Here is a 12782-nt window from a genome sequence, read left to right as displayed (position 1 = left end):
GCAGTCGAGCCATTGGCACACCGGCAGCAGGTCAACGTGCTCGGCGCATTGCGCCACGACGGCCGGTTGATCTGGGCTACTCAGCAACGGCCAACCAGGCGCGCGGATGTCATCGCTTTTTTGATCAGATAGCGGACCAACCACACCTAATTAGCAGTGTGCTTTACACAACTCAACATCGCTCGCCGTCGCCCGATGTTGCCGCCGTCATTCTTAGGGCCCGATACAGCGCGCCAATCAAAAGGATTTGCCGATGTCAAATACTAAGCCGAATGCCCAAGATATAGAGATGCTGCATCGATTATTTGGGTGGCATGCGGTCCCGTGGACGGACGTTTTTTGCGAAGCGGTCACTCGTCTGGAGACGCAACCTCGCACAATCCTTGAAGTGGGCGCATCCGGATTATCCGCACCGTCGCTGTACTTCGTGAGCAAAGGGGGTTCGGTAGACGTAAGCTGCTATGCAGAGGAAGAGTTGCCGAGCCTGAAGGCGTTTTGCAAATCCATATGTGAGGAATACGGTCTGCCGATGCCTTCGATCAGGACACACGACGTGTTCTCCGTACCGAGGCAAACTTATGATTTGGTTCTCTTAAAAGGCGTTCTCGGCGGCTTGGATCGCAATCACAATCTGAGCGAATTTTCTAGGGCCATCCACTGCTGCATGGCCATGTTGTCCGATAAAGGACGGCTTATTATTCTTGATAAAGGTTGGTGTTCGCCCGTTCACAATGTGTTCCTCCGGTGCTTTGGCAATGCGGGTCGCTCTAATTGGCATTACTTTTCACAGGACGAGCTTGAATCTCTGTGCGCCGACGGCAACCGACCGCTGGTGATCTGGAAGGGATTTGCAAGCGTAGGAGTCATGCCATCGAAGGCCCTCCAATGCTTTGCCGACCTCCTCGATACCCGCATTTTTAATCGGTTCCTATCCCAGAGGGGGACCGTATTTGCAGCTCTGTACAGCAATGATGTGGGATAGAGATAACTCGAGCAAGCGCGCACGCCTGACCTTTTCCTTTCGCATTCATCTAGTGGAAGGCAGGGGCGCGGTGGAACTGAGGAGGGCGGCTATACCGTGGGCGAGATTGGTCTCTCGCGCCGTTTTGTCAGCACATCGCGGCTGATGGCCAGTCTCTTGGCAGCTTCGATTGCGGGCTGCTGGCCAATACCGGGATTGGCGGCGAGGGTAGCGTACGATTATTATATTGCTCCAGCCGGCTCGGACAGTGAGGCAGGAACTCGTGCATCTCCTTGGAGGATGATCGAATACGCCAGCGCTAAGTTGACTGCGGGCAAGACGTTGTGCGCGCGCGGCGGTGTCTACTACGGCCAAGCAGGTCTTATCTGGAAATCCTCCGGTACGGCTTCGGCACCAGTAACTTTCAAAAATTATCCGTGGGAAAAGCCTGTCTTTGACGGACAATTGGGCGACACTGGGACCGCTGGTGACTTTCTTGTCTTCTCGAATAACTCCCACGTTGTCGTCGATGGCATCACGGCCCGGCACTTCGCCGATAAGCACGGGAACGGCACCATCGCTCTTCATAAGGGCTTAGGTCCGGTGGACGACATTACTATTCAAATAGTACATTGATTGATAACGGCAGCCATACGGCGCAAGACCACTATATCTATATTGCGGCCGGCGTTACCAACGTCACCATCCGAAACAATCTCTTTATTCGCGCATCGGGATCGGCGATCCAGTCCTACCATACGCCTGCCTCGAGTAACATCAAGATCTATAACAACGTGATGATTGGTGGCACGCTCAAATGCTCGGCGAGCAAAAGTAATCCCTGCTCAGCGAGCGCCACGCAGCATTGGGTATTATGATCAGCGATGCCAAGCCCACGCGGATTTACAACAACACCACCTATGGCATGCAATATGGTATTGATTTTAACTACGGCACCAATACGACCGGACCGTATACGGTGAGAAACAACCGCATTGTGAACAGCACTGTAGCCGGGATTCGTGTCACTTCTGGCTATGCAGGGTTATTTCACGAGTGATCGCAACGGCTTCTCTGGCAACCGCAGCGATATCAACTGGGGAGGTGACGATATGAGCGCTGCCCAGCTTGCGGTCGCAACAAGCAATTAGCGTCACGCGGTCCGTGTCAGTCCCGTCTTCGTGGAAAACTCTCGTTAATTCCTTCGGCGGCGACTTGGGTTCAATGGCGGATCTTGATATTTCGGGCGCAACGTCGCCGATAGCATGCGGTATAGCCCTTACTTTCTGCCGGCGCAAGCTTTGCGCGCAGTCCTGGATCCCGCCGACTGTGGTGTACCTTCGACGGTAGATATGATGAGCAAGCCCGGCGTTTGGTTCCGGAGCGCGTACTGATCTTTTCGGTATAGGTATCGCAGCACGAACCTGGAGGCGATGAAAAACCTTGCCGTCCTCGTACGGTTGTATCGCCGTTGAGCGCGCTGCTCATGATGCTCAACGAATGTTTGGAAGAGCAGTGGCGATTCAAGGTACGGCGCAAACCGCTCCAAGGCTGAGTAGGCAGTGCAAACCCAAAAACATGGCCCGCATAAGGCGGGCCATGAGTTGGAAGCGTGTTCCGAATTACGCGAAGTTCTGGTTCACGAAGTCCCAGTTGACGATGTTCCACCACGATTCGACGAACTTCGGACGGGCGTTGCGGTAGTCGATGTAGTAGGCGTGCTCCCAGACGTCGACGGTCAGCAGGGCCTTGTTCTCGGTGGTCAGCGGGGTGCCGGCGTTCGAGGTGTTGACGATGTCGACGGTGCCGTCCGGCTTCTTGACCAGCCAGGTCCAGCCCGAACCGAAGTTACCCACGGCCGATTTCTGGAACTCTTCCTTGAACTTGTCGAAGGAACCCCACTTGGCGTTGATCGCGTCGGCGACCGGACCGGTCGGGGCGCCGCCGGCGTTCGGGGCCATGCAGTTCCAGAAGAAGGTGTGGTTCCACACCTGGGCGGAATTGTTGAACACGCCGCCCTGCGATTTCTTGATGATTTCTTCCAGGGACAGGTTTTCGAACTCGGTGCCCTTGATCAGGTTGTTCAGGTTGGTCACGTAGGCCTGGTGGTGCTTGCCATAGTGGAATTCCAGGGTTTCAGCCGACATGGTCGGCTGGAGGGCATCCTTGGCGTACGGCAGCGGCGGCAGAGTATGTTCCATGTCTTATTCCTTGATTGGTTGGAAACGGGTCGTTCTTCCGAAACGGTCGCTATTCTAAACCGGATGCGAAAAGGTTGCAGATTACATCAAGTACTCGCCCAGAACTAAATGTGTTTTTGGCTGCCAGAACCGGCGCGTTGCCGCGTTGGCTCCTGCTTGCAGTGCTCGCACTGCGGCGCACTCGCCGCCTTGCAGCGCATCCGGTTCTGTTTGCCAAAATTCACATTTATTTCCGGTCAAGTACTTAGCAGATCTTGCACGCTCGCCACGCCGACCTCGGCGCTGCCCTCGGCCAGGCGCACCATGATGGTGTCGCGCGGCTTGATCTGGCCGGGCGAATGCAGCACCTTGCCCTTGGCATTGCTGACGATCGCATAGCCGCGCTCGAGCGTGCGCTGCGGGTTCAGCAGCTCCAGCTGGGCGGACAGCGCGGCCAGCGCTTCGCGGCGCTGGCGCAGCTGGCCCGTCATGCCGGACACCAGCTGGCGCCGCTCCGACGCCAGCAGGGTACGCAGCGAGCGCAGGTCCGGCAGGTGGCGGGCCCAGCGCTGCTGCAGCTGGGCCAGCAGCACGCCATTCCGGTTGATGGGCGCGCGCACCGCATGCGTCAGACCGCTGGCCATGCCCAGGAGTGTCAGGCGCTGGTTGGCGATGCGGTCGGAGGGGCTGATCATCCGGCTGCTGAGCTTGTCCAGGCCCTGGTTGGCCTCGGACAGGATGCGGTCCATGGCGCGGCGCAGGTCGTCCGCATCCGCTTCCAGCGAGCTCATCCACTCGTCGCGCGCGGTGGCGGCCAGCTCGGCGGCGGCGGTCGGCGTCGCCGCGCGCAGGTCGGCGGCAAAGTCGGCGATGGTGAAGTCGGTCTCGTGGCCCACGCCCGAGATGACCGGCATCGCGGCGGCGTTGATGGCGCGCGCCACCACTTCCTCGTTGAAGCTCCAGAGATCCTCGATCGAACCGCCGCCGCGGCAGACCAGCAGCACGTCGACTTCCCGCCGCCGGGAAGCGGTGGCGATGGCCTCGGCGATCTTCTCGGCCGCGCCCTGGCCCTGCACCGGGGCGGGGTAGAGCACCACCCGCACATGCGGGGCGCGGCGCCGCAGCGCGGTGAGGACGTCGCGCAGGGCCGCTGCCTGGGGACTGGTGACGATGCCGATGGCGCGCGTGAACAGCGGCAGCGGACGCTTGCGCTCCTGGTCGAACAGGCCTTCGTTCGACAGCTTGTCCTTCAGGCGCATGAAGGCTTCGTAGAGGGCGCCGACGCCGGCGCGGCGGATCGCCTCGACGTTGATCTGGTAGTCGCCGCGTGCGCCGTACAGGGTGACCAGGGCGCRCACCTCGACCTTGTCGCCTTCGCGCGGCGTGAAGCCGGCGTACTGGGCACGGCCGCGGAACATCACGGCGCGTACCTGGGCGGCGTCATCCTTCAACGTGAAATACCAGTGTCCGGACGCCGCGCGGGTGAAGTTCGAGATTTCGCCGCCGATCCACACCAGCGGAAACGAGCGTTCCAGCAGGCGCGCGACCTGCTGGTTGAGCGCGGTGACGGTGAGGACGGGCGGGGCGGCGTAGGCCTGATCGGCGTCGGAGGAAGTCAGCATATGGATGAGCTAAATGGAACTGTCCACAAAAATAGGGCGGCCTGATACGGGCGCCATATCTCAGGGTGTACAACAAATTGTTTTTGTAAACAGTTGATTTTTAATGTTTATTTCGGCTGCCTGATTTCGATGCAGAAACAAAATTTCCTTACGGATCAAAGACTTGTCGAGTCTGGCCGGCACTTGGCCACAATCTTATCCACAGAATCTGTGAGGAAGTGGATAAGCGCTTCGGCGATCCTTCTTGCATAAAAATGAGGCATGCATATGTTTTCTTAAGGCAATCAAACACTTAGGCCGCTGTTCAGGGCCTTGCTCACATCGTTTTCCACAATTTATGTGCACACCCGGGCTATCCGGGCGGCCAGGGCAGGGTGTTGTGCACAAGCCGGCGCCTGCCTAAAAATGCTGCAGAGATAAATTATCCTTTAAATTCAAATACTTTGATATCGATCAAGCGCCTTGCTCACAATCTTTTCCACAAAATTTGTGAAGAATCCTGCCTGCCGGGGGATGTCCACTGGTTTCGCTTCGTCGTGTCGGCGGTATCGGACCGATGTCACGGCATCCCGGCCCCTGGCTTCGTCAGGGATGGGACTATACCAGCACTGGGAAGACCCTGGTTCTGCCTAAATTTTAGGCTCAACAAGCTATTTCCTTTGAATTCAAACGCTTAGGCTTGATTGAGTGGCCTTGCTCACATCGTTTTCCACAATTTGTGTGCAAAGACGGGGGCGGTGTGGAGAACCCCATCCTGCCTAAAAAACGAGCTCGGCCATTTTTTCCTTTTGAATCAATGGCTTTACAGCGGGTATTTGCTTTTGCGCACAATTTTGTCCACAAAAAATGTGAAGAAACAGACTCGGCGGAAGGGGCGGAATCCGGTCGCCGCCCTGCTAAATTTTTCATCGGGAAAATTTACATGATTAGAATCAATGACTTACCTTGTGGAAAGGCTATTTCGCACAAATTTATCCACAGAAATTGTGGGCAAGTGTCCTTGTCGCAAGAGGACTTTGTTGCGTATTGGAAATCCCTCGATCAGGGTGCCATGTTTTTACGCATGGAAAAATATCCTTTAAGAATCAAAGAACTTGCCTGTCGGTGGCAGGCTTGCGCACACTTTTATCCACAGAAAGTGTGCAGAACTCTACTTGCCGCAAAGCGGGCAACACGTTACATTGCGGAATTCGTTCACGTATAGTTTTTCTATACACATACGCACCGTTTTCCATTCACCCAGGAGTTCCTTTTGCTCGCCATTCTCCAAGCCGCCGGCTGGCCCATCTGGTTGTTGCTGATTGCCTCGATCATCGCACTGGCGCTGATCATCGAACGCCTGATCTACTTGCGCCGCGAAAAAATCCTGCCGCGCCAGCTGCTCGACGAAGTCATTCAGGTTTATCGCAGCGGCAAGGTTACGCCGGACATCATCGACAAGCTGCAGACCAACTCGCCGCTCGGCGCCGTGCTGGCCGCGGCCCTGCGCAACGTCGACGCCCCGCGCGACGTGATGAAGGAGTCGATCGAAGAGGCGGGCAGGGGCGTGGCCCATGTGCTGGAACGTTTCCTGACCACCCTGGGCACGATCGCCTCGCTGGCGCCGCTGATGGGCCTGTTCGGCACCGTGGTCGGCATGATCGAGATCTTCGGCGCCCAGAATGCGTCCGGCACCAATCCGGCCCAGCTGGCCCACGGCATCTCGGTGGCCCTGTACAACACCGGCTTCGGCCTGGCAATCGCGATGCCGGCCCTGGTGTTCTACCGCCACTTCCGCGCCCTGGTCGACAGCTTCATCATGGATATGGAGCTGAAGGCCGTGAAATTCGTCGACGTCGTCCACGGTGCCCGCAAATGATGGACTTCCGCCGCGGCCGCAAGCGCGAGGATCCGGAGATCAACCTGATCCCGTTCATCGACGTGCTGCTGGTGGTGCTGATCTTCCTGATGGTCACCACCACCTACAGCAAGTTCACCGAGCTGCAGATCACCCTGCCGACCGCCGACGCCGAGAAGGCGATCGACAAGCCCTTCGAGATCAACGTCACCGTCGATGCCAAGGGTAATTACACTGTGAATAACCTGCCGGTGTCCTTCCACGGCGTGGCCGGCCTCGCCGACGACCTCAAGCGCGCGGCAAGCACCGGCGCGGACGGCCAGCCGCTGGCCAGTCCGGTCAAGGACCCGGTGATCATCGTGAATGCCGACCAGTTTGCCATGCACCAGATGGTGATCAATGTGCTGGAAGCGGCGCGCATGGCGGGGTATGACAAGCTGACGTTCGCGGCGCAGACGGGCGGGCAGAAGTAAACACGGCGCCAGGCTACCGTCGTCCCCGCTTTCGCGGGAACGACGTTTATGCGGTAACGCGTATCGTTCCTGATATGGCATCCTCCCTCGAATCAACCCTCACCCGCGCCTGGCTGCGGCGCGGCCCGCTGGCCCTGGCGCTGTGGCCGCTGTCCCTGCTGTTCCGCCTGCTGGCGGCCCTGCGCGCCGGCCTGTTCCGCCTTGGCATCCTGCAATCCGAAGGCCTGCCGGTACCCGTCATCGTGGTCGGCAATATCTTCATCGGCGGTACGGGTAAAACCCCGCTGACCATCTGGCTGGTCGAGCAGCTGCGCGCAGCCGGCCTGAGCCCGGGCGTGATCTCGCGCGGCCATGGCGGCGATGCCGACAGCGGTCCGCGCGAGGTGCTGGCCGGGTCGAGCGCGCRCGAAGTCGGCGACGAACCGCTGCTGATCGCCGCCCGCACCGGCTGCCCGGTGGTGGTGGGGCGCCGCCGCGCCGAGGCGGGCCGCCATCTGCTGGCGCGCCATCCCGGGGTCGACGTGCTGGTGACGGACGACGGGCTCCAGCATTACGCGCTGCGGCGCGACGTCGAGCTGGTGCTGTTCGACGGCCGCGGCGTCGGCAACGGCTGGCTACTTCCGGCCGGGCCGCTGCGCGAGCCGCCTTCGCGCCGCCGAGATTTTACGGTGGTCAATACGCCCGAGCTGACGCCGGCGCTGGCGCTGGCGGTGGGCGGCCGGCCTTACCAGATGCGGCTGGCGGGCGATCATGCCGAGCAGCTCTGCGATCCGGCGCGGCGCCTGCCGCTGGCCGAGCTGGCCGGCGTTGCGGCCGGCAAGCGCGTCGTGGCCGCGGCCGGCATCGGCAATCCGGGACGCTTCTTCGCCATGCTGCGGAATGCCGGCCTGGCGCCGCAGGAGCTGCCGCTGCCCGACCACCACGACTTCCTGGACGATCCTTTCCAGGGCCTGGACGCCGGGCTCATCCTGATTACCGAGAAGGATGCAGTAAAATGTCGGCAACTTGAACACCTGAACAACGACCCGCGCCTGTGGGTCGTCCCGGTCACGGCGCAGATCGACCCTGCGCTGGCCGCTCAAATCGTGGAGAAATGTCGTGGACGCCCGACTGCTTGATATCCTGGTCTGCCCCCTGTGCAAAGGCCCGCTCGAATATGACAAGAAAGCGCAGGAGCTGATCTGCCGCCCGGACCGCCTGGCCTATCCGATCCGCGACGGCATCCCGATCATGTGGGCCGACCAGGCCCGCAAGGTCGAACCGGCCGTCTGAATCGCCTCATGAGCTTCATCGTCATCATCCCGGCGCGCCTGGCTTCGACCCGGCTGCCGAACAAGCCGCTGGCCGACCTCGGTGGCAAGCCCATGGTGGTGCGCGTGGCCGAGCGCGCCAAAGCGTCCGGCGCCGCGCGCATCGTGGTCGCCACCGACCACGCCGACATCCTCGCCGCCTGCGCCGCCCATGGCGTCGAAGCCTGCATGACCGAAGCAAGCCATCCGTCGGGCACCGACCGCATCGCCGAAGTGGCGCGCACCCTCGGCCTGCCCGCCGATGCCGTCGTGGTCAACCTGCAGGGCGACGAGCCGCTGATCGACCCGGCCCTGCTGTCCGCCTGCGCGGCCCGCATCGGCGCCGAGGTGCCGATGGCCACCTGCGCCCACCCGCTGCACGACGCGGCGGACGCCTTCAATCCGAACGTGGTCAAGGTCGTGCTGGACAAGCTCGGCCGCGCCCTCTACTTCTCGCGCGCCACCATCCCCTGGCACCGCGACGGTTTCGCCCGGAACCGCGACGCCTTGCCGGGCGATTACCTGCCGCTGCGCCACATCGGTTTGTATGCTTACAGCAACGCTTTCCTGCAGCAGTATCCGCAACTGGAACCCTCTCCGCTCGAAACGATCGAAGCGCTGGAACAGTTGCGCGTGCTCTGGCATGGCGTGCCGATCGCGGTCCACGTCACCGACAGCGCCCCTGCGGCTGGGGTAGACACCCCGGAAGACCTGGCGCGCGTACGTTCTTACTTCGCATCTTGATCCTGATGGAAACCATGGCGCTAGCGGTCTGCGCCATGTCAAGCAGACCCTGCGATGGCCCTCCGGCAGTGGCGTCGGGGCCTGCTTTTGTGGTAACTTTCGGATCAAGCTAGTCAAATATGCATCAAACTCGGCCATCAGAAATGATGACCGTCTTCAACACCTTTTAGGAAATCCTTCATGCGTCTCATTCTGTTAGGAGCCCCCGGCGCCGGTAAAGGCACTCAGGCGAATTACATTAAAGAAAAATACAATATTCCCCAGATCTCCACCGGCGACATGCTGCGTGCAGCCATCAAGGCCGGCACCGAGCTGGGCCTGGCGGCGAAGAAGGTGATGGACGCGGGCCAGCTGGTGTCGGACGACATCATCATCGGCCTGGTGAAGGAGCGCCTGAAGGAGGCGGACTGCGCCAACGGTTACCTGTTCGACGGCTTCCCGCGCACTATCGCGCAGGCGGACGCGATGAAGGAAAGCGGCGTGAACATCGACTACGTGCTGGAAATCGACGTGCCGGACGAGATGATCGTCGAGCGCATGACCGGCCGCCGCACCCACCAGCCTTCGGGCCGCGTGTACCACGTCAAGTTCAATCCGCCGAAGGTGGAAGGCCTGGACGACGTCACCGGCGAGCCGCTGGTCCAGCGTGACGACGACCAGGAAGAAACCGTCAAGAAGCGTCTGGCCGTCTACCACAACCAGACCGAAGTCCTGCTCGGCTACTACAACAAGTGGGCGCAGTCGGGCCTGCCGGGTGCGCCCAAGTACCGCAAGATCTCGGGCGTGGGCCCGGTCGAGCAGGTGCGCGAGGCCGCCTTCGCCGCACTGGCTGAATAATCGCTTGTCCGGGCGCGCCCGCAGAACGCGGCCGCCCGTTGGCTCCGGATGACGTCGTGCCATCCGTCCAGGTTTTTGGATCAAAGTTCGCATTACTCGCGTAAGTAATAGTAGTACTTGATCGAAGGACAATGGGGGAGGGACGATATGGCATCCACACAGCTGGGCTTCGCCGTCGCATGCGGCGTCATCGCGGTACTTTACGGGCTGTGGTCGCGCAGCTGGGTCCTGCAACAGGATCCCGGCAACGGCCGCATGCAGGAAATCTCGCTGGCCATCCAGCAGGGCGCGTCGGCCTACCTGGCGCGCCAGTACCGCACCATCGCCATCGTCGGCGTGATCCTGCTGGTGCTCATCTTCTTTCTTCTCGGCGGTCTGACCGCGGCCGGTTTCCTGGCCGGCGCCGTGCTGTCCGGCGCCTGCGGCTTCATCGGCATGAACGTCTCGGTGCGCGCCAACGTCCGCACCGCCCAGGCCGCCTCACTCGGACTGGACCAGGCCCTGCACGTGGCCTTCCGCGGCGGCGCCATCACCGGCATGCTGGTGGTCGGCCTCGGCTTGCTCGGGGTGTCGCTGTTCTACTGGCTCCTGGTGGCGCGCGCCGACCCGGCGCTGTCTCTGCATGACACCATCCAGCCCCTGGTCGGCCTGGCCTTCGGCGCCTCGCTGATCTCGATCTTCGCGCGCCTGGGCGGCGGCATCTTCACCAAGGGCGCCGACGTCGGCGCCGACCTCGTCGGCAAGGTCGAGGCCGGCATTCCCGAGGACGATCCGCGCAATCCCGCCGTGATCGCCGACAACGTGGGCGACAACGTCGGCGACTGCGCCGGCATGGCGGCCGACCTGTTCGAGACCTATGTCGTGACGCTGGTGGCGACCATGCTGCTCGGCGCCCTCATGGTGCCGACGATGGGCGGCACGGCAGTGATCTACCCGATGCTGCTGGGCGCGGTGTCGATCATCTCCTCGATCATCGGCTGCTCGCTGGTCAAGAACCGGCCCGGGCACAAGATCATGTCGGCCCTGTACACGGGGCTGTGGTGGTCGGCCGGGCTGTCGCTGATCGGCTTTGCCGTGGTCACCTGGCTGGTGTGGCCGGACGACGCCATGCGCTGGCGCATGCTGGGCTGCGCCCTGGTCGGCATCCTGCTGACCGGTTCGATGGTCTACATCACCGAGTACTACACCGGCACCGAGTTCCGCCCGGTGCGCCACATCGCCGAAGCCTCCACCACCGGCCACGGCACCAACATCATCGCCGGCCTGGGCGTCTCGATGAAGGCGACCGCCTATCCGGTGCTGGCGGTCTGCGCCGCGATCCTGCTGGCCTTTGCGATGGCGGGGCTGTACGGCATCGCCATCGCCGCCACCGCCATGCTGTCGATGGCCGGCATCATCGTCGCCCTGGACGCCTACGGGCCGATCACCGACAACGCCGGCGGCATCGCCGAGATGAGCGGCCTGCCGGACAGCGTGCGCGCCGTCACCGATCCGCTCGATGCCGTCGGCAACACCACCAAGGCCGTCACCAAGGGCTATGCGATCGGCTCGGCCGGGCTGGCGGCGCTGGTGCTGTTCGCCGACTACACGCATGCGCTGGAGGCGGGCGGCACCCGCATCAGCTTCGAGCTGTCGAATCCGATGGTGATCGTCGGCCTCTTCATCGGCGGCCTGGTGCCCTACCTGTTCGGGGCGCTGGCGATGGAGGCGGTGGGGCGGGCCGCCGGCGCCGTCGTGGTCGAGGTCAGGCGCCAGTTCCGCGAGATCGTTGGCATCATGGCCGGTACCGGCAAGCCGGAATACGACAAGGCCGTCGACATGCTGACCGCCTCGGCGATCCGCGAGATGGTCCTGCCCTCCCTGCTGCCGGTGGTGGTGCCGGTGGCGGTCGGCATGCTGCTGGGTCCGATCGCCCTGGGCGGCATGCTGATGGGGACCATCGTCACCGGCCTGTTCGTGGCGATTTCGATGACCACCGGCGGCGGCGCCTGGGACAACGCCAAGAAGTACATCGAGGACAATCACTTCGGCGGCAAGGGTTCCGAGGCCCACAAGGCGGCCGTCACCGGCGATACGGTCGGCGACCCCTACAAGGACACGGCCGGGCCGGCGGTGAACCCGCTGATCAAGATCATCAACATCGTCGCGCTGCTGCTGGTGCCGCTGCTGCCGGCGGGCGGCGGCTGGCTGGCGGTGACGGAGCCCGGCCTGATGCACCCGGCGGCCGCCGTGGCCGAACGCGCCGTCAGCGTCCCAGCGCCTCTTCCAGGGCCCGTCGCAGCGAATCGCGATCCGAATCACCGCGATAGCGCACGCCGTTGATGAAGAAGGTCGGCGTGCCGGTGGCGCCGTCATGGTGGGCCCGCGCGAGATCCTGCTGCACGCGCGGGCGGTGGCGGCGCTCCAGCACCTCGGTGCGGAAGCGCTCGATGTCGAGGTCCAGGCTTTCGGCCAGAACGGCCAGGTCCTGCTTGTCCATGACCGTGCGCTGCTGTTCGAACAGCAGGTCGTGCATGTCCCAGAACTTGCCCTGGCTGCCGGCGGCCTCGGCCGCTTCCGCCGCGAGTTCGGCCAGCGGGTGGAAGCCGGCCAGCGGCAGGTGGCGGTACACCAGGCGGATGCTGCCGACCTCGTCCGTCAGGGCGGTCAGGCCGGCATGTGCCCGCGCGCAGTAGGGGCACTGGAAATCGCCATATTCGATCAAGGTCAGCGCGGCATCCTGTGGGCCGCGCACGTGTTCGTCCGTGCCGATTTCGTCTACTCGGTTCATCGATCCTCCTGTGCTTGCGATGGCGGCATCATGGCATGCGCTCAGGATCGCCGCCGCGAGTTTCGGGAA

The 12782-nt window shown here is 62.2% G+C and carries 15 protein-coding genes; 12 read left to right on the top strand and 3 right to left on the bottom strand.

The window, feature by feature from the left end:
• Window positions 1-253 precede the first annotated feature (253 nt).
• From AC1DIX_RS11270 to AC1DIX_RS11255, 4 genes are all read left to right on the top strand, one after another.
• On the top strand, window positions 254-982 hold the full coding sequence (locus AC1DIX_RS11270; protein WP_477324314.1) for a class I SAM-dependent methyltransferase: 729 nt from the start codon (window positions 254-256) through the stop codon (window positions 980-982).
• Between the two features lie 96 nt (window positions 983-1078).
• Window positions 1079-1597, top strand: a complete 519-nt coding sequence (locus AC1DIX_RS11265; protein ID WP_477324312.1) for a hypothetical protein — start codon at window positions 1079-1081, stop codon at window positions 1595-1597.
• The gene (locus AC1DIX_RS11260) at window positions 1594-1839 is read left to right on the top strand and encodes a hypothetical protein (protein WP_477324310.1); all 246 of its coding nucleotides are present in this window, start codon (window positions 1594-1596) and stop codon (window positions 1837-1839) included. Before AC1DIX_RS11265 ends, AC1DIX_RS11260 begins: the two co-directional genes overlap by 4 nt.
• Complete coding sequence (locus AC1DIX_RS11255) at window positions 1836-2021, top strand: hypothetical protein (protein ID WP_477324309.1); 186 nt, start codon at window positions 1836-1838, stop codon at window positions 2019-2021. Before AC1DIX_RS11260 ends, AC1DIX_RS11255 begins: the two co-directional genes overlap by 4 nt.
• 562 nt (window positions 2022-2583) lie before the next feature.
• Here the strand turns inward: AC1DIX_RS11255 and AC1DIX_RS11250 are convergent.
• Window positions 2584-3162 carry a superoxide dismutase gene (locus tag AC1DIX_RS11250; protein WP_477324307.1) on the bottom strand — a complete coding sequence of 193 codons (579 nt, stop codon included), beginning with the start codon at window positions 3160-3162 and terminating at the stop codon, window positions 2584-2586.
• A gap of 236 nt (window positions 3163-3398) precedes the next feature.
• Window positions 3399-4763: an exodeoxyribonuclease VII large subunit gene (gene xseA, locus AC1DIX_RS11245; protein WP_477324305.1), complete on the bottom strand. Its 1365-nt coding sequence runs from the start codon at window positions 4761-4763 to the stop codon at window positions 3399-3401.
• A 739-nt stretch (window positions 4764-5502) separates the two neighbouring features.
• On the opposite strand from xseA, the gene AC1DIX_RS11240 reads away from it, so the two are divergent.
• The 8 genes from AC1DIX_RS11240 to AC1DIX_RS11205 all read left to right on the top strand — a co-directional run bounded on the left by AC1DIX_RS11240 (window position 5503) and on the right by AC1DIX_RS11205 (window position 12265).
• Window positions 5503-5967: a hypothetical protein gene (locus AC1DIX_RS11240; protein ID WP_477324303.1), complete on the top strand. Its 465-nt coding sequence runs from the start codon at window positions 5503-5505 to the stop codon at window positions 5965-5967.
• A 48-nt stretch (window positions 5968-6015) separates the two neighbouring features.
• On the top strand, window positions 6016-6621 hold the full coding sequence (locus AC1DIX_RS11235; protein ID WP_442124307.1) for a MotA/TolQ/ExbB proton channel family protein: 606 nt from the start codon (window positions 6016-6018) through the stop codon (window positions 6619-6621).
• Window positions 6621-7073, top strand: coding sequence for an ExbD/TolR family protein (locus tag AC1DIX_RS11230; RefSeq protein ID WP_477324328.1), 453 nt, complete (start codon window positions 6621-6623; stop codon window positions 7071-7073). Before AC1DIX_RS11235 ends, AC1DIX_RS11230 begins: the two co-directional genes overlap by 1 nt.
• Window positions 7074-7147: 74 nt before the next feature.
• Complete coding sequence (gene lpxK / locus AC1DIX_RS11225) at window positions 7148-8191, top strand: tetraacyldisaccharide 4'-kinase (RefSeq protein ID WP_477324301.1); 1044 nt, start codon at window positions 7148-7150, stop codon at window positions 8189-8191.
• Window positions 8172-8345 (top strand): Trm112 family protein, encoded by a 174-nt coding sequence (locus tag AC1DIX_RS11220; RefSeq protein ID WP_442124309.1) that lies wholly within the window; start codon window positions 8172-8174, stop codon window positions 8343-8345. The genes lpxK and AC1DIX_RS11220 overlap by 20 nt, the downstream gene beginning before the upstream one ends.
• Window positions 8346-8353: 8 nt before the next feature.
• Window positions 8354-9106, top strand: coding sequence for a 3-deoxy-manno-octulosonate cytidylyltransferase (gene kdsB, locus AC1DIX_RS11215; RefSeq protein ID WP_477324299.1), 753 nt, complete (start codon window positions 8354-8356; stop codon window positions 9104-9106).
• A gap of 180 nt (window positions 9107-9286) precedes the next feature.
• Window positions 9287-9943: an adenylate kinase gene (adk, locus tag AC1DIX_RS11210; RefSeq protein ID WP_442124311.1), complete on the top strand. Its 657-nt coding sequence runs from the start codon at window positions 9287-9289 to the stop codon at window positions 9941-9943.
• Between the two features lie 147 nt (window positions 9944-10090).
• The gene (locus AC1DIX_RS11205) at window positions 10091-12265 is read left to right on the top strand and encodes a sodium-translocating pyrophosphatase (protein ID WP_477324297.1); all 2175 of its coding nucleotides are present in this window, start codon (window positions 10091-10093) and stop codon (window positions 12263-12265) included.
• On the opposite strand, the gene AC1DIX_RS11200 is transcribed toward AC1DIX_RS11205, so the two are convergent.
• The gene (locus tag AC1DIX_RS11200; RefSeq protein ID WP_477324295.1) at window positions 12189-12713 is read right to left on the bottom strand and encodes a DsbA family protein; all 525 of its coding nucleotides are present in this window, start codon (window positions 12711-12713) and stop codon (window positions 12189-12191) included. The two genes, AC1DIX_RS11205 and AC1DIX_RS11200, sit on opposite strands and share 77 nt — an antisense overlap.
• Window positions 12714-12782: the final 69 nt, after the last annotated feature.

The organism is Massilia sp. 05N420 (genome assembly GCF_056397205.1).
Note: the sequence above shows the minus strand (reverse complement) of the source record. Positions and strands in the feature narration are given on the sequence as shown.